Genomic DNA, 20,928 nt, shown 5'->3' with positions numbered 1-20,928 from the left:
ACTCCTCATGAGTGGTAACGTGCATGTGATTCTCCATTAACATAGAGGGATGTGAGCCGCTCGGCAAGCGACGGCGGCGGGGTGAACCGGTCGCCGTAGCGCTCGGCCAGTTCCCGGGCCCGCGCCGCGAACCCGACGGGCCCGCCGGCGTACTGACGGATGTACTGCACGACACCGCCGGTCCAGCCCGGGTAGCCGATGCCGAGCAGGGAGCCGATGTTCGCCTCCGGCACCGAGGCGACAACGCCCTCGTCGAGGCACTTGACCGCCTCGATCGCCTCGATGAAGAGCAGACGCTCCATCAGGTCCTCGAACGGCACCGCGGGGCCCGGCCGGGCGAACACCGACAGCCCGGGCCAGAGCCCGCCGCGCTTGCCGTCCGCGTACTCGTAGAAGCCCGCGCCGGCGGAGCGGCCGGGTCGCCCGAAGTCGTCGATCATGCGGTCGATCACCGCGTCGGCCGGATGTGGGGTCCAGGTGCCGCCGGCCGCCCGCACGGCGGCGGCCGTCTCGCGGCGGATCCTGCGCGGCAGGGTGAGGGTCAGCTCGTCCATCAACGCGAGCACCGGGACGGGGTAGCCGGCCTGGCTCGCGGCCTGTTCGATGCTGGCCGGCGGCACGCCCTCGGCGAGCATCGCGACGCCCTCGTTGGTGAACGTGCCGATCACCCGGCTGGTGAAGAAGCCCCGGCTGTCGTTGACCACGATCGGGGTCTTGCGCAGCAGGCGGACCACGCCGAGCGCGCGGCGCACGGCGTCCTCGCTGGTCTTCTCGCCGCGGATCACCTCGACCAGCGGCATCTTGTCGACCGGCGAGAAGAAGTGCAGGCCGATGAAGTCGGCCGGGCGGCGCACGTCCTCGGCCAGCATGGTGATCGGGAGGGTGGAGGTGTTGGAGCAGAGCAGCGCATCGGCGGCGACCACGTCCTCGATCTCGGCGAAAACCTTGCGTTTCAGCGCCGGATCCTCGAACACCGCCTCGATCACCAGGTCCACGCCGGCCAGGTCGGCCGAGTCCGCGGTGGGCGTGATCCGGGCCAGCAGCTCGGCGGCGTCCGGCGCCGAGATCCGCCCGCGAGCGACGAGTCCCTCGGCGTACGCCTTGCCCCGGCGTGCCGCCTCCAGGGAGACGTCGCGCAGCACCACGGTCAGGCCGGCCCGGGCGCACACGTACGCGATCGCCGCGCCCATCATGCCCGCACCGATGACGCCCACCCGCCGGGCGGGCGGCGCGTCTCCGGTGTCGCGCGAGCCGACCTTGTTGAGGTCGTAGAAGTACGCCTGGATCATGTTCTTGGCGATCGGGCCCGTGACCAGTTCGACGAAGTAGCGGCTCTCGATCGTGAACGCGGTGTCCACGTCGACCTGGGTGCCCTCGACGGCGGCGGCGAGGATGTTGCGCGGCGCCGGGTAGGGAGCACCCTTGAGCTGCTTGCGCAGGGTGGCGGTGAGGGCGGGCAGGTGATCCGCGCGAACCTCGCCGGGGATCCGGTCGCCCTTGACGTCCCACGGCTGGACCGCGGCGGGGTTGGCGCGGATCCAGTCGCGGGCCGCGGCCAGCAGGTCCTCCTCGGTGCCGGCCAGGTCGTCGAGCAGGCCGAGCTCGTGGGCGGCCGCCGCGCGGTGCCGGGTGCCGCGCAGCAGCACCCGGGTGAGCGCGGTGGTGAGGCCGAGCAGCCGCACCGTACGGACGACGCCGCCGCCGGCCGGGAGCAGCCCGAAGGTGACCTCGGGGAGTCCGACCTCGAGTCCCGGGCGGTTCAGCGCGATGCGGCGGTGGCAGGCCAGCGCCAGCTCCAGCCCGCCGCCGAGCGCTGAGCCGGTGAGCGCGGCGACCACCGGGCGGCCGAAGGTCTCCAGCCGGCGCAGCTGAGCCTTGACCTCGGTGGCCAGGGCGAACGCCTCGGCTCCCCGGTCGGCTCCGACGGCGCGGAGCTTGTCCAGGTCGCCGCCGGCGAACCACGACTTCTTCGCCGAGGTGATGATCACGCCGGTGATCTCGTCCCGCTCGGCCTCCAGCCGGGTGACGGTCGCCGCCATGCTGCGGACGTAGGCGTCGTTCATGGTGTTCGCGGCGCGGCCCGGGTCGTCGAGGGTGAGCACGACGATTCCGTCCTCGCCACGGTGCCATCGGATGCTGTCGGTCATGCGGTTCCTCCGGGGGTCAGAGCCGTTCGACGACGGTGGCGATGCCCATGCCGCCGCCGATGCAGAGGGTGGCCAGGCCGTAGCGGCCGCCCCGCCGCTCCAGTTCGTCGACGAGGGTGCCGAGGATCATGGCGCCGGTGGCGCCCAGCGGGTGACCCATCGCGATGGCGCCACCGTTGACGTTCACGATCTCCGGGTCGAGTTTGAGGTCGTCGATGACGTGCAGGACGACGGCGGCGAACGCCTCGTTGATCTCGACCAGGTCCAGGTCGTCGACGGTGAGCCCGGCGCGGGACAGGGCCTTGCGGGACGCCGGCGCCGGGCCGGTGAGCATGATGGTGGGGTCGGCGCCGCTGAGCGCCGCCGCGGCGATCCGGGCCCGCGGGGTGAGGCCGGCCCGGACGCCCGCGTCGGCGGAGCCGATGAGGGTGAGCGCGGCGCCGTCCACGATGCCGGAGGAGTTGCCCGCCGTGTGCACGTGCCGGATCTTCTCGACCCAGTGGTACTTCTGCAGTGCCACCGCGTCGAATCCGGCCTGGTCGCCGAGGGCGGCGAAGGACGGTGCGAGGGCGGCCAGCCCGGCCGGGGTGGAGTCGGGGCGGACGTGTTCGTCGTGGGCGAGGACGAGCAGGCCGTTGCGGTCGCGGACCGGGACCACCGAACGGTCGAAGTATCCGTTCGACCAGGCCTCCGCGGCCCGGTGCTGGGATCGCAGGGCGAACGTGTCGAGCTGTTCGCGGGTGTAGCCGTCGAGGGTCGCGATCAGGTCGGCGCTGATGCCCTGCGGAATGAAGTCGGCCTTCAGGCTGGTCTCCGGGTCCATCGCCCAGGCGCCGCCGTCGGCGCCCATCGGCACCCGTGACATCGACTCGACGCCGCCGGCCAGCACGAGGTCCTCCCAGCCGGAGCGGACCTTCTGCGCGGCGATGTTCACCGCCTCGAGGCCCGAGCCGCAGAAGCGGTTGAGCTGCACGCCCGCGACCTCGTGCGGCAGCCCGGCCGCGATCGCCGCGGTCCTGGCGAGGTCCGCGCCCTGCTCGCCCAGCGGGGAGACCACGCCGAGCACGAGGTCCTCGATCTCCCGCGGATCCATCGTGGGAAACCGGCGGAGCAGTTCAGCAACGAGGCCGACGACCAGCGAGATCGGCTTGACGCCGTGCAGCGCCCCGGTCTGCCGGCCGCGCCCCCGGGGGGTGCGTACCGCGTCGTAGAGGAATGCCTCGGTCGTCATCGCCACCTCCTGGATGCGAATTACGATTAACTTTTGCCGACGTTTCCGCTTTGTGTCAAGGTTGTGGAGCGAGCACGTCAGCGAATCATCGATCACTGCGCCGACCGGTACGCTGGGGCGGTGCCCATCGCAGCGGTGAACCAGCCGGCGGACGCCGATGGCCGGAAGCGGCCGAGGAACCGCAAGGACCAGCTCGCCCTGGCCGCGGCGGAGCTCTTCTGCGAGCGCGGCTACCACGGGGTGAGCCTCGGCGAGATCGCCACCGCGGTGGGGATCAGCGGCCCGGCGATCTACCGCCACTTCCCGAACAAGTACGCGATCCTGGTCCTCGCCACCCGCCGGCTCATGGCGGCGGCGCTCGCGGCCACCGGTGAGCCGGCCGGCCGGGACCCGGAGGCCAGGCTGGACGCGCTGCTCGGCGCGCTCGCCCGGCTGGCCGTGGAGAGTCGCCGCGCCGCCGGTCTCTACCAGTGGGAATGGCGTTATCTCACCGACGAGCACCGCCGGGAGTTCGGGTCCGATCTCGGTGTGCTGGTCCAGCGACTGGCCCGCCCGCTGACGGCCGTTCGCACCGAACTCGCCGAGCCGGAGGCGGACGCACTCGTCCGGGCCGCGCTCAGCGTCTTCGGCAGCCTCGGCACGCACCGGGCCGCGATCGCCAAGGGCCGCGCCGAGCAGGCATTGTGCCGGGTCGCCTGGGCGGTGCTGCGCGGCGAGCCGCCCACCCCGGCGGCGCTGCCGCCGGATCCGGCCCCGAGCCGGCCGGCGGTGCGCGTGGGGGCCCGCCGGGAGGTCCTGCTGGCCGAGTCCATCCGGCTCTTCCGGCGGTACGGCTACCACGCCGTCAGCATCGAGGACATCGGGCGCGCCGCGGGGATCACCGCGTCCAGTGTCTACCGCTCCTTCCCCGGCAAGGCCGACATCCTGGCCGCGGCCTTCTACCGCGCCTCCGAGCGGGTCGCCGAGGCCACCGCGGCGGCGCTGGCGGGCGCGGCCGACAACGCCGACGCCCTGCGCCGGATGAGCGAGTCGTACGTCGATCTGACCTTCGAGCGCAGCGACCTGGTCTCGGTGTATCTGGCCGAGAACAACAACTTGCCGGAGGCCGACCGCCACGAACTGCGCAAGGTGCAGCGGCTGCACGTCGAGGAGTGGGTGCGCCTGCTCGGGGCGGTGCGGCCCGACCTGCCCGCCGCGGAGACGCGGGTGCTGGTGCACGCCGCGCTCAACGTGGTGACCGACCTGAGCCGATGGGTCCGCTTCGATCGGCGCTCGGGGATGGACCGGCACCTGGTCCGGCTCGTCCAGACCGTGCTCGCCGCCTGACGCGGGCCAAGAAGTTATCCGGGATTCGCACAACGTCTGCGGGCCGAGCTGTGGCTATGCGCCATCTGAACGAACTCCTCTTCCCGTGAAGTTAACCGGCGTTTACAGTCGGTCGACGGCTGAAGGAGGTCAATGTCATGGACACCCCTCTCGCGCGGCGGTGCGCCGACACCGCCCGGGGACTGACCGTTCCCGCGCTGCTGCACCGCAATGCGACCGAGTTTCCCGACCTGCCGGCACTCAGCACGCTCGGCAAGCCGGGGACGCTGACCTGGCGGGAGCTGCGCGACGAGGTGGCGGCGCTCGCGGCCGGGCTGGCCGAACTCGGCCTGCGGACGGGTGACCGCATGCTGATCATGATGTCCGCCCGGCCCGAGCACTGGCTGGTCGATCTGGCCGCCACGCACCTCGGCGCGGTGCCCTCGACCGTGTACGCCACGCTCGCCGGCGGGCAACTCCACTACCTGGCCCGGCACAGCCGGGCGGAGATCATCGTGCTGGAGGGCGCGGCCGAGCTCGCCCGCTGGGCCCCGATCCTGGCCGAGCTGCCCCAGGTGCGCCACGTGGTCGTCGTGGACGACGCCGGGGTGGGCGACGACGGCCGGGTCGTGGCGTTGGGCCAGGTCGCCGGCCGGGGCGCGGCGGCGCACCGGGCCGACCCGGCGGCCTTCGAGAAACGCTGGCGGGAGGTCCGGCCGGACCAGCCGGTGACCCTGCTCTACACCTCCGGCACCACCGGGGATCCGAAGGGTGTGCTGCTCAGCCACCACAACGTGATCTACCAGTCGGTGGTGCTGGAAGCCACCGTCGTGACCCCGGACCACGCCGCCTCGCTGGCGTACCTGCCGTTGGCGCACATCGCCGAACGCATCCTCGGCATCTACCAACCGGTCTACCGGGCCGGGCACGTGACCATCTGCCCGGATCCGGCGCAGCTGCTGGCCGGGCTGGCGGCCCTGCGGCCCGTCTCGTTCTTCGGGGTGCCCCGCGTCTGGGAGAAGATGGCCGCCGGTGTGCAGGCGCAACTGGCGGGCGCGGACCCGTCGGTGCGGACCACGATCGACATGGCCCGGTCCGTCGCCCAGCAGGCGTACCGGTTGCGCGCGGCGGAGCAGCCGGTCCCGCCCGAGCTGGCCGCCAGGCTCGCCACGCTCGACAGCGCCGTGCTGCGGCCGATCCGGGCGCGGCTCGGCCTGGACAACGTGCTCTGGGCGGGCAGCGGGGCCGCGCCGATCCCGGTGGAGGTGCTGCTGTTCCTGGCGAGCCTCGGCATCGACGTGTTCGAGGTGTGGGGGATGACCGAGACGACCGGCACGGCCACCATCAACACGCCGGACCACTTCCGCACCGGCACGGTCGGCCGGGTCAACGCGGGCATGGAACTCGCCATCGCCGAGGACGGCGAGATCCTGGTCCGCGGACCCCTGGTCTGCACCGGCTATCTGCGCGCGGACGGCGGTGTCGAGCCGGTCACCGACGCGGACGGCTGGCTGGCCACCGGCGACGTCGGCACGCTGGACGACGACGGCTACCTCACCATCACCGACCGCAAGAAGGAACTGATCATCACCTCCGGCGGGAAGAACATCTCGCCCGCCCGGATCGAGAGCCTGCTGCGGGCGCACCCGCTGATCGCCCAGGCCGTGGCGGTCGGCGACGGCCGGCCGTGCGTGACCGCGCTCATCGTGCTCGACGAGGAGACCGTGCCGGCCTGGGCAGCCGGGCGGGGTGTCGCCGACGCGCACCTGCCGTCGGTGGCGGCCGATCCGCTCCTGGTCGCCGAGATCAGCGCGGCGGTCGAGGCCGCCAACGCCTCGCTCTCCCGGCCGGAGCAGGTGAAGGCGTTCCGCATCCTGCCGTCCGCCTGGACGCCCGAATCCGGCGAACTGACCCCCACCCTGAAGCTGCGCCGGCGCATCATCCGGGATCGGTACTCGGACACGATCGAGGCGCTGTACGACGGTTAGCAGGCCGCTGCAACTCGGCCGGCAGGTCCGCCGGGGGAGCGGGCGCGCCGAGGTCGGCCGGGCGGTAGCCGGCGGGATACCCCGGATAGCTGCGGTTGTGCGGCGCTTCCCCGAGCACCGAACGACGGCGGGGCGGCGCGAACCGCAGGGCGCGGGCCCGGGCTCGAAGGCCGGTCCGGGCCAGCGCGGACACCCAGCGCGGGGCCGGATCGAAGCCGAACGCGCGCAGCATCGGCTCGTCGAGCAGACCGCGCACCCCCAGCCGGGCGGCGGGCCGCAGGAACCGCGGGAACCAGGAGGCGAACAGCTCCACTGTGTACTCGCCGATCTCGCGGTTGGCCGGCGAGAAGACGAAGGTGCGCCGTTCGTACTCCCGCTTGAACGCCTGGAACTCGGCGTAGTCCGCCGGGATGTCCCGGATGCCCATGCGCCTGCCCACCTCGCGGTAGTAGTGGAACGCCGCGAGCCGTTCGTGGTCGTGCGGCGCCCGCCAGCCGTACCGGTCGAGCCAGTCGATCGGATCGTAGATGAACGTGGAGAGCACGTACCGCATGTCGTCGTTGCTGATCGCGTACCGGCCGTGCGCCTGGTTCACCACCCGCAGCGCTTCCCGGCCGCGCGGCGAGTCGTAGCCGTGCGCCGCGATCTCGGCCATCAGCAGCGCCGTGTCGTCGTAGCGTCGCTGCGGGCGCTCCCGGAACTTCCCGGTCGCCGCCAGCAGCCGCGAGATGCTCGGCACGCAGTACGTGCGGAACAAGGCGAACTCCAGCGCCCGGGTGTAGTCCCAGGGGAACTCGAGGCCGGCCGACAGCTGATAGATCTCCAGGTGGTCGCGCTCCGGGTCGAGAGCGGCGATCCGGTGCAAGCGGTGACAGCGGCGTCGCCCGGCGGTCATCAGGGCATCATCTCCTTGACCAGGGCCAGCTGGCGACGGGGATCGCCGCCGACCGGCGTCACGTTGAGCACGGTGACGCCGGACTCGGCGAACGCCGCGATTCTTTCCCGCACATAGGAGGCCGGACCGATGAGGCTGGTCAGCTCCAGCAACTCGGCGGGGACGGCCGCGGCCGCCTCCTGCTTGCGGCCGGACAGGTAGAGCTCCTGGATCTTGTCGGCCTCGGCGGCCCAGCCGTATCGGCTGACCAGGTCGTGGTAGAAGTTGCGGCCGCGCGCGCCCATCCCGCCCACGTACAACGCGACGAGCGGGCGGGCCAGCTCCCGCAAGGAGGTCACGTCGTCGCCGATCGCCAGCGGACCCCCGGCCACCACGTCCAGCGGACCCAGCCCGGCCGGCCGCTGAGCGGCGCCGGCGGCCAGGGCGTCGCCCCAGGTGGCGGCGGCCTTCTCCGGCACGTACAGGAACGGCATCCAGCCGTCGGCCAGCTCGGCGGCCAACCGGACGTTCCGCTCGCCCAGCGCGGCCACATGGATCGGGATGCGCTCGCGGACCGGGCGGGTGAGCATCTTCAACGGTTTGCCCAGTCCGGTGCCCTGCGCGGCCGGCAACGGCAGGGTGTAGATGCCGTCGTGCACCAGCACCTCGCGGCGCCAGGCCGCGCGGCAGATCTCGATGATCTCCCGGGTGCGGGCCACCGGCCGGTCGTACGGCACACCGTGCCAGCCCTCGACGACCTGCGGGCCGGAGGCGCCGATGCCGAGGATGGCCCGGCCGCCCGAGACGGCGTCCAGACCCGCGGCGGTCTGCGCCAGCAGGGCGGGGGTACGCGAGTGGACCGGCAGGATCGACGAGCCGATCTCGACCCGTTCCGTCCTCGCGGCGAGGTAGCCCATGATCGTCGGTGCGTCGAAGCCGTACGCCTCGGCGACCCAGATGACGTCGAGCCCGGCCTGCTCCCAGCCGGCCACCTCGTCCGCGGCCGCGCGCGCGTCGCCGGCGTACGTCATCGCGGTACCCAGTCGCATCAGTGCTCTCCCATCGTCGCCTGCTGAACGGCCGCGCTGTCCGCGGCCGCCGGTACTCCCCAGTCGGCGAGGACCTCGTCGGTGTGCTGACCGGGCACGGGCGGTGGCCCGCCGAGTTCGGCGGGAGTGGCCGAGAAGCGGGGCGCCGGCGTCGGCTGCCGGACGCCGTACCGGTCGGTGAAGGTGCCGCGCGCCGTCAGGTGCGCGTCGTGCGGCGCCTCGGTCAGCGACAGCACAGGCGCGACGCAGGCGTCGGTCTCCGCGAAGACCGCCCACCACTGCGCCCGGGTGCGGGTGGCGAACGCCGCCGCGATCCGGCGCCGCAACCGGGGCCACCGCACCGGGTCGTGCCGGTCGGTGCCGGAGTCCGCGGGCAGGCCCAGCAACCGGAGGAACTCGGCGTAGAACTGCGGCTCGAGCGCGCCCACCGCCATGTGCTCGCCGTCCGCGGTCTCGTACACGTCGTAGAACGGGGCGCCGGTGTCCAGCAGGTTGCGCCCGCGCTCGGGCCGCCAGCCACCGCCGGCCAGCAGCCCGGAGTACATGGTGGTCAGGTGCGCGACGCCGTCCACCACGGCCGCGTCGACCACCTGGCCCCGCCCGGTGCGTGCCGCCTCGCGCAGGGCGGCCAGCAACCCCACGACCAGATAGAGGGAGCCGCCACCGAAGTCGCCGACCAGGTTGAGCGGCACCTGGGGCGGCCCACCCGAGCGCCCGATCGGGTGCAGCCCGCCGGCCAGCGCGAGGTAACCGATGTCGTGGCCGGCCCGGCGCGCCAGCGGCCCGTCCTGGCCCCACCCGGTCATCCGGCCGTACACCAGGCTGGGGTTGCCGGCCAGCACCGGGCCGGGGCCGACGCCGAGGCGTTCGGCCACCCCCGGGCGCCAGCCCTCGATGAGCGCGTCGGCCCGCCCGGCCAGCGCGAGCACGGTGGCCACCCCGGCCGGTCGTTTCAGGTCGACCGCGATCGACCGCTTGCCGCGGTTGAGCAGATCGGTGCGGGGGTCGCCGGAGATCGGTGAACCGGGGCCGATCCGGTCCACCCGGACCACGTCGGCGCCGAGGTCGGCCAGCAGCATCGCGCCGAACGGGGCCGGCCCGATGCCGGCCAGCTCGACCACCCGCAGCCCGTGCAGCGGACCGGTCACCATTCCTCCGCGTTTTTGATATTTGATACGGTGTGGCCATGGTCTTGCCGGCGGAACGACCGCAGCTCTCCGAGGAGGTCGCCGCCGCGTTGCGCGGCCGGATCATGTCGGGTGACCTGCGCCCCGGCACGCGGATCCGGCTGGAGGAGGTCGCCGCCCAGCTCGGCGTGAGCATCACGCCGGTGCGGGAGGCGCTGCTGACCCTGCGCGGCGAGGACATGGTGGAGCTGGAGCCCCGCAAGGGGTACGTCGTCGCGCCGCTCTCCCAGCAGGACATCCTCGACGTCTTCCAGCTGCAGGGCGACATCGCCGGCGAGCTGGCCGCCCGGGTCGCCGCCCGGATCACCGAGGCGCAACTGGCCGAGCTGGTCCTCGCGGACCGGGCGCTGGCGCGGGCCATCCGCGCCCGCCGGGTGGCCGACATCGAGCGGGCGGAGTACGAGTTCCACCGCCTGGTCAACCGGATGGCCCAGGCCCGCAAGCTGAGCTGGTTCCTGCACACCGCGACCCGGTACACGCCGGCCCGCTTCTACTCCGCGGACCCGGACTGGCGGGCGGGCACACGGGCCGCGCACGAGGAGCTGCTGGCGGCCTTCGCGGCAGCCGACCCGGCCGCCGCCCGGGCCGCGATGACCAGGCACTTCACCGACGGCGCGGAGCGTCTGGTCAAGCACCTCGACGACCTCGGCATCTGGGGATAGCGGGCGCCTCACCGCGCCCGTCCGGCGTGCCGCAGGAGGAAGAGCTTGCGCGCGCGGGCCAGCACGGCCGGGTCGCGGTCCAGGCGCATCAGATCGAGCGGCGGGGCAAAGCGCTGCCGGGTCAGCGACTGCGCCCGGCTGAACTCGCGCAGCCCGTCGGCGCCGTGCACCCGCCCGAAGCCGGAGTCGCCCACCCCGCCGAAGGGCAGCGACGGTACGGCCGCGAAGCCCAGCACCGAGTTGATCGAGGCGGCACCGGTGCGCAGCCGCCGGGCCACCGCGGTCGCCGTGCGCCGGTCGGCGGAGAACACCGAGGCGGCCAGGCCGTACCGGGAGGCGTTGGCGCGGCTGACGGCCTCGTCCAGGCTGTCCACCGGGTTGACCACGAGCACGGGGCCGAACGTCTCGTCGGTCATCGCCGGGCTCTCCTCCGGCACCTCGGTCAGGATCACCGGGAACACGTACGGCGGCCGGACCGAGGCCGGTCCACCCACCACCGCCTGTGCGCCCCGGGCCACGGCGTCCTCGACGTGCCGGCGAACGATGTCGATCTGGGCGGGCGTGGTCATCGGGCCGTACGCCGCCGGCTCCCGCGCGCCGGGCTCGGCGGCCTGGGCCAGCGCGCTCAGCCGTGCCAGGAAGTCCTGGTACACGCCGCGAACGACGTACACCCGCTCGACGCCCGCGCAGGTCTGGCCGGCGTTGCCGAAGCCGCCGAAGGCTGCCGCGCGGGCGGCGGCGGCCAGGTCCGCGTCCTCGGCGACGATCATTGCGTCCTTGCCGCCGCCCTCCACGACCACCGGCGTCAGCGTCTCCGCGCAGGCGGCCAGCACCCGGCGGGCGGTCGCCGCCGAGCCGGTGAAGGCCACCTTGTCCACGCCCGAGCGGCACAGCGCCGCGCCGGTCTCGGCGGCACCGATCACGATCTGCAGCACGGGCTGATCCGGCACCGCCCGGGCCCAGGCGGCGCCCAGCCAGGCCCCGGTGCCCGGGGTGTGCTCGCTCGGCTTGAAAACCACGGCGTTCCCCGCGGCCAGCGCGAAGGTGACGGAGCCGAGCGGGGTGTAGACGGGGTAGTTCCACGGGCCGATCGCACCGACGACGCCGAGGGGCCGGTACTCCAGGGTGGCGGCCTGATTGGCGGCGAGCAGGCCGCTGCGGACCCGCCGCCGGCGTAGCACCCGTCCGGCGTTGCGGGCGGCCCAGTGCAGATGCTCGACGGCGAGCATCACCTCCAGGACCGCGTCGCCGACGGGTTTGCCGGTCTCGGCGGCGATCAGCGCGGCCAGCTCCTCGAGGCCGGCGGCGATGGTGTGTTTCCAGGCCAGCAGGCGGGCCCGGCGGCCGCGGAAGCCCAGCCCGGTCCAGCCCTCGGTGGCGGCGCGAGCCCGGGCGACAGCGGCCCGCACCGCGTTGTCGTCGGCGATCTCGTACTCGCCGAGCACCTCGGCCGTCGTGGGGGACAGCGAGCGCAGGTGGGCGGGCCGATCCGTGGTGGTTGCCATGGCGCTTCCCGTCGTGCAGGGCCGCCGAAAACGCGGTCTCGATTTGATATTTGATATGTTACTTTCTCTGTCAATACCCGCCACCACCTGAGTGGACGCTCGAAAGGTCAGGCATGACTATCGATCTCAGCGAGGAGCAGCGGGCCTTCGCCTCGGCCCTTGCCGACTTCTGCAAGCGCGAGACCGGCACCCGGCAGCAGCGCGACGAACTCACCGACGGCGGCCGGCATGCGCACCACCAGGGCCTCTACCAGAAGATGGCCGACCTGGGCTGGCTCGGCGTGACCATCCCCGAGCAGTACGGCGGTGCGGGCGGCGGCATGGTCGACACCTGCCTGCTGCTGGAACACATCGGATACGGGCTGGTCCCGGTCGGCGGTTTCGCCACGTCGGCCATCGTGGCCGGGGCGGTGGAGCGGTTCGGCACCGCGGCCCAGCGGCAGACTGTGCTCGGTGGCGTGGCCATGGGCCGCACGTACGCGATCGCGATGTCCGAGCCCGGTGCCGGCTCCGATGTCGCCGCGCTCGCCTGCCGGGCCGCGCCCGGCCCGGACGGCGGCTTCGTGATCAACGGGCAGAAGACCTGGTGCTCGAACGCGCACATCGCCGACGCGATCCTGCTCGTCGCCCGCACCGCCGGCAAACCCGGCGACCACGACGGGCTGTCCATGTTCCTGGTGCCCGCGGACGCCGCCGGCCTGCGCATCAACGGCATCAACACGATGGGCGGCCGGGAGGTCAACGACCTGTACTTCACCGACTGCTCAGTGAGCGCCGATGCGGTCGTCGGGCAGGTGGACGCCGGCTGGCGGCAACTGATGGCCGGGCTCAACCTGGAACGGCTCATCCTGGCCGGGTTGATGCTCGGCACCGCCCGGCGGGCGTTCGACGACACGCTCGGCTACGTCCGCGAGCGCAAGCAGTTCGGCCGCCCGATCGGCACGTTCCAGGTGCTGCGTCATCGCATCGCCGACCTGGCCACCGAGATCGAATGCTGTCGGCTGCTCGTGTACCACACCGCGCGGCAGATCGACCGTGATCCGTCCCGGGTCCTGCCGCGGGAGAGCTCGATGGTGAAGCTCAAGACCACCGAGGTCGCCCGCGAGGTGGCGCTGGCGGGCATGCAGATGATGGGCGGGTACGGCTATGCCACCGAGTACGACATGGAGAGGCACGTCCGCGCGACGCTGATCTCCACTGTCTACGGTGGCACGAGCGAGATCCAGCGGGACATCATCGGCAAGACCTACGGGCTCTGACCGGGTCGAAACTTTCGCGACTCCTCGATAGTTCCGGTCGTAACACTTTTTGCGGTTCTCCTCTCGGCCAATCTGTGGACCGATGCTTTTGCCAATAAATGCACCGCTACGCCCCGACGGTTCACGGCAATGGTGAATGGCAAGGCTTCACAAGACATTGACCAATGGCATTCTCCCGAGTAGCGTTCGCCGAAAGTTACCGGAAGATTTCGGAAGATTGCGGTTCGCGGCTGCGTCACTCCGGACGTCCGCGATCGGCTCGCCGCACCTGGTCGCAACCTCGCGAGCGCGACGTCGCGACGTCGCGCCCAGGGCGGCTGTTCACCGCCCCGCGAGCCATGCGCGCGTCCGACGCCGGCAACTGGAACACCCCATATCAAGAAGGCGGCCGCACCCCGGCTGCGGGTCGGCGCGTGCGCGGCGGAGGGCGTGGATGGTCCGTCCGAGCGCGAGGTCAAGAGGGAGTGCCATGAGCTTGAAGAGATCCAACTGGTACCGGGTCGGGCTGGCCGCCGCGACGGGTCTGCTGGCGGCGGCCGGCACGGCGGTCCTCATCCCGGCCGCGGACGCGGCGGCCGGCACATTGGGTGCCGCCGCAGCCCAGTCGGGCCGCTACTTCGGCACCGCGATCGCGGCGGGTCGGTTGGGTGACTCGACGTACACCACGGTCGCCGGGCGCGAGTTCAACATGATCACGGCCGAGAACGAGATGAAGCCGGACGCGACCGAACCTCAGCGCGGACAGTTCAATTTCAGCTCCGGCGACCAGATCTACAACTGGGCGACCCAGCGCGGCATGAAGGTGCGCGGCCACACCCTCGCGTGGCACGCCCAGCAGCCGAGCTGGTGGCAGAGCATCAGCGGCAGCGCCCTGCGCCAGGCGATGATCGATCACATCAACGGGGTGATGGCCCACTACAAGGGCAAGCTGGCCGCCTGGGACGTCGTCAACGAGGCGTTCAACGAGGACGGCAGCCGGCGCAACTCCAACCTGCAGAACACCGGCAACGACTGGATCGAGGTGGCGTTCCGCACCGCGCGCGCCGCCGACCCGTCGGTCAAGCTCTGCTACAACGACTACAACATCGAGAACGCGACGTACGCCAAGACCGTGGGCGTGCTCAACATGATCAAGGACTTCAAGGCCCGCGGCGTACCCATCGACTGTGTGGGGCTGCAGACCCACTTCACCGGTGGCAGCTCGCTGCCCGGCAACTTCCAGACCACGCTGACCAACTTCGCCAACGCCGGCGTGGACGTGGCGCTGACCGAGGTCGACGTCACCAACGCCTCCACCACCCAGTACGCCGGCCTGACCCAGGCCTGCCTGAACGTGCCCCGCTGCCTGGGCATCACCGTGTGGGGAGTGCGCGACAGCGACTCGTGGCGCTCGGGGGAGAGCCCCTTGCTGTTCGACGGCTCGGGCAACAAGAAGGCCGCCTACTCGTCGGTCCTCAACGCGCTCAACGCCGTCACCCCCACCCCCAGCGGCCCGACACCCTCCGGATCGACGCCCGCCCCCGGGACCGGCGCCAACGAGATCAGGGGTACGCAGTCGGGCCGGTGTATCGACGTGCCGAACGCCACGCAGAACAACGGCACGCGCGTGACGTTGTACGACTGCAACCGCCAGGCCAACCAGCAATGGACGTACACCGCCAGCAAACAGCTGACTGTGTACGGCACCAGATGCCTGGACGCCGCCGGTTCCGGCAACTCCGCGGCCATTCAGATCTACAGCTGCAACGGGCAGGCGAACCAGCAGTGGAACGTCAACGCCAACGGCACCATCACCGGCGTGCAGTCCGGGCGGTGCCTGGACGTCTGGGGCACCGGCAACGGCCAGCAGGTCCAGCTGTACGACTGCAACGGTCAAGCGAACCAGCAGTTCCAGCTCGTCTCCCTCGGGGGCGGCACCACCACGCCGACCACGCCGCCGCCGACCGGTGGCACCTGCACGCTGCCGTCGAGCTATCGCTGGACGTCGACCGGTTCGCTGGCCGCCCCGAAGAACGGGTGGACCTCGTTGAAGGACTTCACCAACGTCGTCTACAACGGCCAGCACCTGGTCTACGCGTCGAACGTCAACAACGGCTCGTACGGCTCGATGAACTTCGGCCTGTTCACCAACTGGTCCGACATGGCCTCGGCCAGCCAGAACGGGATGAGCCAGGGCACGGTGGCGCCCACCCTGTTGTACTTCGCCCCGAAGAACATCTGGGTGCTCGCCTACCAGTGGGGTCCGACCGCGTTCAGCTACAAGACCTCCAGCGACCCGGCCAACGCGAACGGCTGGTCCTCGGCGCAGACCCTGTCGACCGCTTCCCTCACCGACGCTCCGTACGGCGTGATCGACCAGACGCTGATCGGCGACGGCCAGAACATGTACCTGTTCTTCGCCGGCGACAACGGCAAGATCTACCGGCAGAGCATGCCGATCGGGAACTTCCCGGGCAGCTTCGGTTCGTCGTACACCACGATCATGAGTGACTCGACGAACAACCTGTTCGAGGGCGTCGAGGTCTACAAGGTCCAGGGCCAGAACCAGTACCTGATGCTGGTCGAGGCGATCGGGAGCCAGGGCCGGTACTTCCGGTCCTTCACCTCCAGCAGCCTGGGCGGCACGTGGACCCCGCAGGCGGCGACCGAGAGCAACCCGTTCGCGGGCAAGGCGAACAGCGGTGCGACCTGGACCAACGACATCAGTCACGGTGACCTGGTGCGCAGCAACCCCGACCAGACCAAGACCGTCGATCCCTGCAACCTGCAACTGCTGTACCAGGGCAAGGACCCCAACGCCGGCGGCGATTACAACAACCTGCCGTGGCGACCGGGCCTGCTCACCCTGCAGCGCTAGGCCGTTGTCCCCGTAGCTACCTTCATCCGTGACCGGCGGTCGTCCCGTGAGGACGACCGCCGGTTCTGTCAACGAATCGACATCGGGTTCTCGCTCGGTGTCGTGATCGTCGCCGCCCGCGACTGGGGTGGCGGCGCTGGACGGCGACGGCAGCCTGCGCGACGGCGCGGAACCCGTCGGACTCACCGACTGCCTCGACCCGATGCCTGCTGGCCGGCACCCGGCTGATCTGCCGCCGGGAACGCCCGGACCTCGAGCGGCATCTTCTCGTTGATCCGGCCACACGCCGAGCACATCCGGGTGGACGGGAAGAACCGGTCCACCCGGCCGAACGCCCTGCCGTACCGGGCGGCCTTGTCCTCCAGCATGCCGGTGAAGCTCGCCCACCCGGCGTCGTGCACGCTCTTGGCGAGCCGGGTCCGGCCGAGACCGGCCACGCACAGCTCCTCGACCTACACCGCATGGTTGTCGCGGATGATCCGTGTCGAGAGCTTGTGCTGCCAGTCCCGCCGGGTGTCGGCCACCCGCGCATGAGCGCGAGCGACCTGCACGACGGCCTTCTTGCGACGGTTGCTGCCCTACCGCTTGCGGGAGAGTGCCTGTTGCAGCCGCTTGAGTTTGCGGGCCGCCCGGCGCAGGAACTTCGGCGCCGTGACCTTCGTGCCCTCGGACATGACCGCGAAGTGGGTCAGCCCCAGGTCGATCCCGACCTCGGAGCCGACCGGCGGCAGTGTCTCGTCCTCGGTGGTCTGCACGACCAACGAGGCGAAGTACCGCCCGGCCGCGTCCCGGATCACCGTGACCGAGCCGGCCTCGGACGGCAGGCTCCGCGACCAGCGGACCGGAACATCGCCGAACTTCGGCAGCCGCAGCCGTCCGTTGTCGAGCACCTTGAACCGGCTGTTCCTGGTGAACCGGATGGCCTGCCGGTTGTCCATGCGGGACCGGTACCGGGGTGGGGCCACCTTGCGACCCTCGCGTTTGCCGGTGATCGAGGCGAAGAAGTTGCGGTACGCGGTGTTCAGATCGGCGAGGGCCTGCTGCAACACGACGCAGGAGACCTCGCCCAGCCACGCCCGTTCCGGGGTGGTCTTCGCCTCGGTGATCAGGCGCCGGGACAGCTCTGCGTCCGAGACGTTACTTCTCGCCGTTCTCGCGGGCCTGCTGACGCAGACGCAGCCCGTCGTTGAACACCACCCGGGCGCGCACCCGAACGACCGAGCCAGCGCCTCGCGCTGGACGGCGTCCGGGTACACCCGGTAGTTGTAACGGAGCCGCACGTACAAAACGTACCAAATATACGATAGCAGGATGAGCGAGACACCCCAGGTCGCGGTGAGCGACGCCCGCAAGGAGATCGGCAAGTTGATCGACGCGGCCCATTACGCGGGCCAGCACACGATCCTGGCGAAGAACGACGAACCGCGCGCTGTGCTCGTGCCCTACCAGTGGTACATCGAGCAGCAGAACCGCCCGGTTTAAGGCACTGCTCGGGCCTTGGCGGCCCTCCCAGTGCAGGCCTTCACCCCCGGCCGGAAGGCCGGAGCACCGGCCCGCATCCCGGTAGCACCCGACTAGCGTGACCCCCTACGCACGAGTATGTTATAGGTATACGTGTATCGGGGCGTTCTCGGGGGAGGGCCATGCGGTATGCCGCTGACGGACCCGTGTTCAGTCGTCGCTATTGGCCGACAATCGCGTACCCGCGCGCTTTGCAGGCGGGTGGTCGATCACCGGCGAGACGCATCCTTGTCGTTGATGAACGCCTCATGGCGCGCACGCTGAGCATCGTCCTGCGGGCGCGCGGGTATGACGTGACGACGGCCGGCGATGGTCCTTCGGCCCTGACTGCTGCGGCTGACTTCCGTCCCGAGGTGGTGCTCCTTGATCCCGGGCTTCCCGATGTCGGGGGCGTCGATCTCATCCCGCGGCTCGGCGATCACGCCGCGATCATTGTTCTGTCCGGCCGGGAAGATGCGCAGGACAAAGTCCGCGCCCTGGACGCCGGGGCCGACGACTATCTGACCAAGCCGTTTGTCGACGACGAATTGCTCGCGCGCATTCGAGCGATTGTTCGCAGGCCCCGTCCGGCGCGGAAAGAGTCGCGCGTGCTCTTTGTCGGGAAATATCGCGTCGACCTCGATGCTCGGATTGTCAGCGCCTCTTCCGGCGACGTCCGGCTGACGCGCACCGAGTGGCGGCTCCTGGAGTCCTTCCTGCGGCAGCCCGGCCGTGTCCTCGGGCATCGTCGCCTGCTGACCGAGGTGTGGGGTCCGCAGTATGCGCAGGAAGCGGGCTACCTGCGTCAGTACATGGCCCGGTTGCGGCACAAACTGGAGGCGGACCCGGCACGTCCACGGCACTTCCTGACGGAATCCGGTGTGGGGTATCGCTTCCAATCCTGACGAGCATGCCCCGCGGTCCGGTGTCTTTTTGTGGATGAGTGCGCCTCGAGCGCATTAACAAACTATAGATGCTATAGGGGTTGAGGCTCGCTTCTTTCCGAGCGCGATGATTGATAGCCTTCGACCCGAACTGCTGTTGAGTGGCGATGTGAGCTTCGGCTCCGCGCGAGCGTGGTGAGTTCATCTTCGCACCCGCGCCGGGTAAAACGGACAATCGTATGGGGGCGTCAATGGTTCGAGCAGTGGAGAGTCACCTTGATCCGGTTCGCACCGGACGACTACCGGACGGGCGATCGGCGATGGTGCTGCAACTCGCCGGTCCGGTGACTCTGCTCAAGTCCGGCATCAGCTTTCCTCGCGGCCTCTCCCAGCACGTGTGGGAGAAGATCGGGATGCAGCTCCATGAGGCCTCCAACTCGTCGGCCTGGTGGCTCGCCGACTGGCTCATCTTCGGCGAGACCGCGTTCAGCGGCCGCTATCGGGAAGCGATCAGCCGCACGGGTCTGGACTATCAGACCCTGCGCAACTATGCCTGGATCGCTCGCAAGTTCCCGCACGAGCGCCGGGTGGAGTCACTCAGCATCGCCCATCACGCCGAGGTGGCCGGCCTGGCCGGGCCCGAGCAGGACTACTGGCTGCGCAAGGCGGCCGAGGAGCACTGGTCCCGGAACCGGCTGCGCCGGGAAGTGCGCGCAAGCCTGGCCGAGCGGGAGGCGGCCGAGGGCGGCACGCAGGAGCCGTCCGCGGGCTCGGAGCAGGCCGCGGCCATCCACGTTGAACTCGCGCCCGAGCAGTTCGACTCCTGCGTCCGCATCGCGGACTCCTACGGGCTCAGCGTCAATGAGTGGGTGGCCCACGTGTTGCGGTCGGCGACTCACGACTTCGCCCCGGACCTGCGCGTCGTGGCGCAATAGCGGCAGACGGGGTGAGGGCATCCGCGTCGATGCCCTCACCGGTCCCGGGTCCGCGGCGCCCTCAGGTGGTGCTGAACGCCACGACGACGTTGTGGCCGCCCAGCCCGAATGAGTTGCTCAAGGCGGCCAGCGGCCCCTCCGGCAAGCTCCGTGGTTCGCGTGCGACGTCCAGATCGATCTCGTCGTCGAGGTCGGTGAGGTTGATCGTCGGCGGGACGACCCGGTGATGCAGGGCCAGCACCGTGGCGATCGACTCCGCGGCTCCCGCCGCGCCCATGAGGTGCCCCAACGCGGACTTCGACGCGGTGACCACGGCGCCGCCGGCACGCCGCCCCAGCACGGAGCTGATCGCCACCGACTCCGTCAGATCGCCCTGTGGGGTGCTCGCCGCGTGGGCGTTGACGTGCTTGATCGCGGCGGCGTCGAGGCCGGCGTCGGTCATGGCTTCGCGGATCGCGTCGGCCTGTCCCGCGCCGCTCGGATCGGGCTGGGCGAAGTCGTGGCCGTCGGCCGACGAGCCCGCACCGGCAAGGCGTGCATAGACGCGTGCCCCCCGAGCTGCCGCATGATCGGCCGATTCGAGAACCATGACCGCCGCGCCCTCGCCGAGCACGAATCCGTCTCTGCCCTTGTCGAAGGGGCGGGAAGCGCGTGCGGGCTCGTCGTTGGACGGCGAGAGCGCGCGCATGGCGCTGAAGGCCGCCAGCACCAGGGGGTGGATCGCTGCCTCAGCGCCGCCGGCCACCACCACGTCGGCCTTACCCGAGCGGATGAGCGCGGCTCCGTCGCGCAGGGCGTCGTTGCCGGTTGCGCACGCCGCGACCGGAGTCTGAATGCCGGCCTTGGCCCCGAGCTCCAGAGCGACCCAGGAGGCGGCCCCGTCCGGGATCATCTTGCCGATGGTGAAGGGCGACACCAGGCGGGGGCCGGCGGCCTTGAGCCGGTCGTAGGTGTCCAAAGTGGTGTGCAGGCCGCCGATGCAGGAGCCGATGGTGACAGCCAGCCGGTCTGCGGCCACCGTCCCGGAGGCGAGGCCCGCGTCCGCCCAGGCCTCCAGGGCGGCGCGCATGGCGAACTGCTCGTATCGGTCGAGGCGCCGTGCGCTGACCCGCGACAGGTCGGCGCCCGGATCGCCCGGCACCGGCGCCGCGATGCGTACGGGCAGGCCCTCGAATCGCTCGTCGTGCAGTGCCGTGGTCGCGGATCGTCCCGCGAGCAGGGCCTCCCAGGTGGAGGCGACGTCCGGCCCGAGCGGGGTCACCGCGCCGAGTCCGGTGACGACGACCTGGCGGTTCACTGCTGGCTGCGCTCGATGTAGGCGACCACTTCGCCGACGGTCGTGAGCTCCCGGGCATCCTCGTCGGGGATCGTGACGCCGAAGCGTTCCTCGGCGGCGACCATGATCTCGACCATCGACAGTGAGTCGATGTCAAGGTCCTCGGTGAAGCTCTTGGCGGGCTGGATGTCTTCGATCGGCACGCCGGCGACGTCATGAACGATCTTCGGCAGTTCGATGCTGATCTCGGCCAGAGTGGCCATGGCGGC

At 71.0% G+C, this 20,928-nt stretch carries 18 protein-coding genes; 8 read left to right on the top strand and 10 right to left on the bottom strand.

Annotated features, from left to right (window positions below; translation table 11 throughout):
* Positions 1–5 precede the first annotated feature (5 nt).
* Positions 6–2,147: a 3-hydroxyacyl-CoA dehydrogenase NAD-binding domain-containing protein gene (locus ACIBQZ_RS27595; protein ID WP_396091697.1), complete on the bottom strand. Its 2,142-nt coding sequence runs from the start codon at positions 2,145–2,147 to the stop codon at positions 6–8.
* A gap of 16 nt (positions 2,148–2,163) precedes the next feature.
* Positions 2,164–3,378 carry an acetyl-CoA C-acetyltransferase gene (locus ACIBQZ_RS27590; protein WP_396091696.1) on the bottom strand — a complete coding sequence of 405 codons (1,215 nt, stop codon included), beginning with the start codon at positions 3,376–3,378 and terminating at the stop codon, positions 2,164–2,166.
* Positions 3,379–3,498: 120 nt separating this feature from the next.
* Here ACIBQZ_RS27590 and ACIBQZ_RS27585 point away from each other — a divergent pair, with 120 nt between their 5' ends.
* Together ACIBQZ_RS27585 and ACIBQZ_RS27580 are read left to right on the top strand one after the other, a co-directional pair.
* Positions 3,499–4,704: a TetR/AcrR family transcriptional regulator gene (locus ACIBQZ_RS27585; protein WP_396091695.1), complete on the top strand. Its 1,206-nt coding sequence runs from the start codon at positions 3,499–3,501 to the stop codon at positions 4,702–4,704.
* 137 nt (positions 4,705–4,841) lie between these two features.
* Positions 4,842–6,671, top strand: a complete 1,830-nt coding sequence (locus ACIBQZ_RS27580; protein WP_396091694.1) for an AMP-dependent synthetase/ligase — start codon at positions 4,842–4,844, stop codon at positions 6,669–6,671.
* Here the strand turns inward: ACIBQZ_RS27580 and ACIBQZ_RS27575 are convergent.
* Genes ACIBQZ_RS27575 through ACIBQZ_RS27565 form a run of 3 tightly spaced genes read right to left on the bottom strand, consistent with a single transcriptional unit; the run spans position 6,622 to position 9,745 of the window.
* Positions 6,622–7,566: an oxygenase MpaB family protein gene (locus ACIBQZ_RS27575; protein WP_396091693.1), complete on the bottom strand. Its 945-nt coding sequence runs from the start codon at positions 7,564–7,566 to the stop codon at positions 6,622–6,624. The genes ACIBQZ_RS27580 and ACIBQZ_RS27575 overlap by 50 nt on opposite strands.
* A complete protein-coding gene (locus ACIBQZ_RS27570) occupies positions 7,566–8,594 on the bottom strand; it encodes an LLM class F420-dependent oxidoreductase (RefSeq protein WP_396091692.1) in 1,029 nt (342 codons plus the stop codon). The genes ACIBQZ_RS27575 and ACIBQZ_RS27570 overlap by 1 nt, the downstream gene beginning before the upstream one ends.
* Positions 8,594–9,745, bottom strand: coding sequence for a CaiB/BaiF CoA transferase family protein (locus tag ACIBQZ_RS27565; protein ID WP_396091691.1), 1,152 nt, complete (start codon positions 9,743–9,745; stop codon positions 8,594–8,596). Before ACIBQZ_RS27565 ends, ACIBQZ_RS27570 begins: the two co-directional genes overlap by 1 nt.
* A gap of 35 nt (positions 9,746–9,780) precedes the next feature.
* Between ACIBQZ_RS27565 and ACIBQZ_RS27560 the strand changes: the two genes are divergently transcribed.
* Positions 9,781–10,443 carry a GntR family transcriptional regulator gene (locus ACIBQZ_RS27560; protein WP_396091690.1) on the top strand — a complete coding sequence of 221 codons (663 nt, stop codon included), beginning with the start codon at positions 9,781–9,783 and terminating at the stop codon, positions 10,441–10,443.
* Between the two features lie 8 nt (positions 10,444–10,451).
* Here the strand turns inward: ACIBQZ_RS27560 and ACIBQZ_RS27555 are convergent, their stop codons facing one another.
* Positions 10,452–11,948 (bottom strand): aldehyde dehydrogenase family protein, encoded by a 1,497-nt coding sequence (locus ACIBQZ_RS27555; RefSeq protein WP_396091689.1) that lies wholly within the window; start codon positions 11,946–11,948, stop codon positions 10,452–10,454.
* 113 nt (positions 11,949–12,061) lie between these two features.
* On the opposite strand from ACIBQZ_RS27555, the gene ACIBQZ_RS27550 reads away from it, so the two are divergent.
* Positions 12,062–13,207 (top strand): acyl-CoA dehydrogenase family protein, encoded by a 1,146-nt coding sequence (locus tag ACIBQZ_RS27550; RefSeq protein WP_396091688.1) that lies wholly within the window; start codon positions 12,062–12,064, stop codon positions 13,205–13,207.
* Positions 13,208–13,676: 469 nt separating this feature from the next.
* On the top strand, positions 13,677–16,064 hold the full coding sequence (locus ACIBQZ_RS27545; protein WP_396091687.1) for a non-reducing end alpha-L-arabinofuranosidase family hydrolase: 2,388 nt from the start codon (positions 13,677–13,679) through the stop codon (positions 16,062–16,064).
* A gap of 182 nt (positions 16,065–16,246) precedes the next feature.
* On the opposite strand, the gene ACIBQZ_RS27540 is transcribed toward ACIBQZ_RS27545, so the two are convergent.
* Together ACIBQZ_RS27540 and ACIBQZ_RS27535 are read right to left on the bottom strand one after the other, a co-directional pair.
* Positions 16,247–16,501: a zinc ribbon domain-containing protein gene (locus tag ACIBQZ_RS27540; protein WP_396091686.1), complete on the bottom strand. Its 255-nt coding sequence runs from the start codon at positions 16,499–16,501 to the stop codon at positions 16,247–16,249.
* A 141-nt stretch (positions 16,502–16,642) separates the two neighbouring features.
* A complete protein-coding gene (locus ACIBQZ_RS27535; protein WP_396091685.1) occupies positions 16,643–17,344 on the bottom strand; it encodes an RNA-guided endonuclease InsQ/TnpB family protein in 702 nt (233 codons plus the stop codon).
* A gap of 31 nt (positions 17,345–17,375) precedes the next feature.
* On the opposite strand from ACIBQZ_RS27535, the gene ACIBQZ_RS27530 reads away from it, so the two are divergent.
* From ACIBQZ_RS27530 to ACIBQZ_RS27520, 3 genes are all read left to right on the top strand, one after another.
* A complete protein-coding gene (locus tag ACIBQZ_RS27530; protein WP_396091684.1) occupies positions 17,376–17,546 on the top strand; it encodes a type II toxin-antitoxin system Phd/YefM family antitoxin in 171 nt (56 codons plus the stop codon).
* Positions 17,547–17,776: 230 nt separating this feature from the next.
* Positions 17,777–18,469 (top strand): response regulator, encoded by a 693-nt coding sequence (locus ACIBQZ_RS27525; RefSeq protein ID WP_396091821.1) that lies wholly within the window; start codon positions 17,777–17,779, stop codon positions 18,467–18,469.
* 299 nt (positions 18,470–18,768) lie between these two features.
* The gene (locus ACIBQZ_RS27520) at positions 18,769–19,383 is read left to right on the top strand and encodes an LmbU family transcriptional regulator (protein ID WP_396091683.1); all 615 of its coding nucleotides are present in this window, start codon (positions 18,769–18,771) and stop codon (positions 19,381–19,383) included.
* Positions 19,384–19,444: 61 nt separating this feature from the next.
* Here the strand turns inward: ACIBQZ_RS27520 and ACIBQZ_RS27515 are convergent, their stop codons facing one another.
* Entirely contained in the window at positions 19,445–20,680 is a 1,236-nt protein-coding gene (locus ACIBQZ_RS27515; RefSeq protein WP_396091682.1) for a beta-ketoacyl-[acyl-carrier-protein] synthase family protein, read from the bottom strand.
* Complete coding sequence (locus ACIBQZ_RS27510) at positions 20,677–20,922, bottom strand: acyl carrier protein (protein WP_396091681.1); 246 nt, start codon at positions 20,920–20,922, stop codon at positions 20,677–20,679. The genes ACIBQZ_RS27515 and ACIBQZ_RS27510 overlap by 4 nt, the downstream gene beginning before the upstream one ends.
* Between the last annotated feature and the right edge of the window lie 6 nt (positions 20,923–20,928).

The organism is Actinoplanes sp. NPDC049599 (genome assembly GCF_044465625.1).
Taxonomy (GTDB): domain Bacteria; phylum Actinomycetota; class Actinomycetes; order Mycobacteriales; family Micromonosporaceae; genus Actinoplanes.
This window is presented reverse-complemented; position numbering and strand designations above follow the sequence as displayed.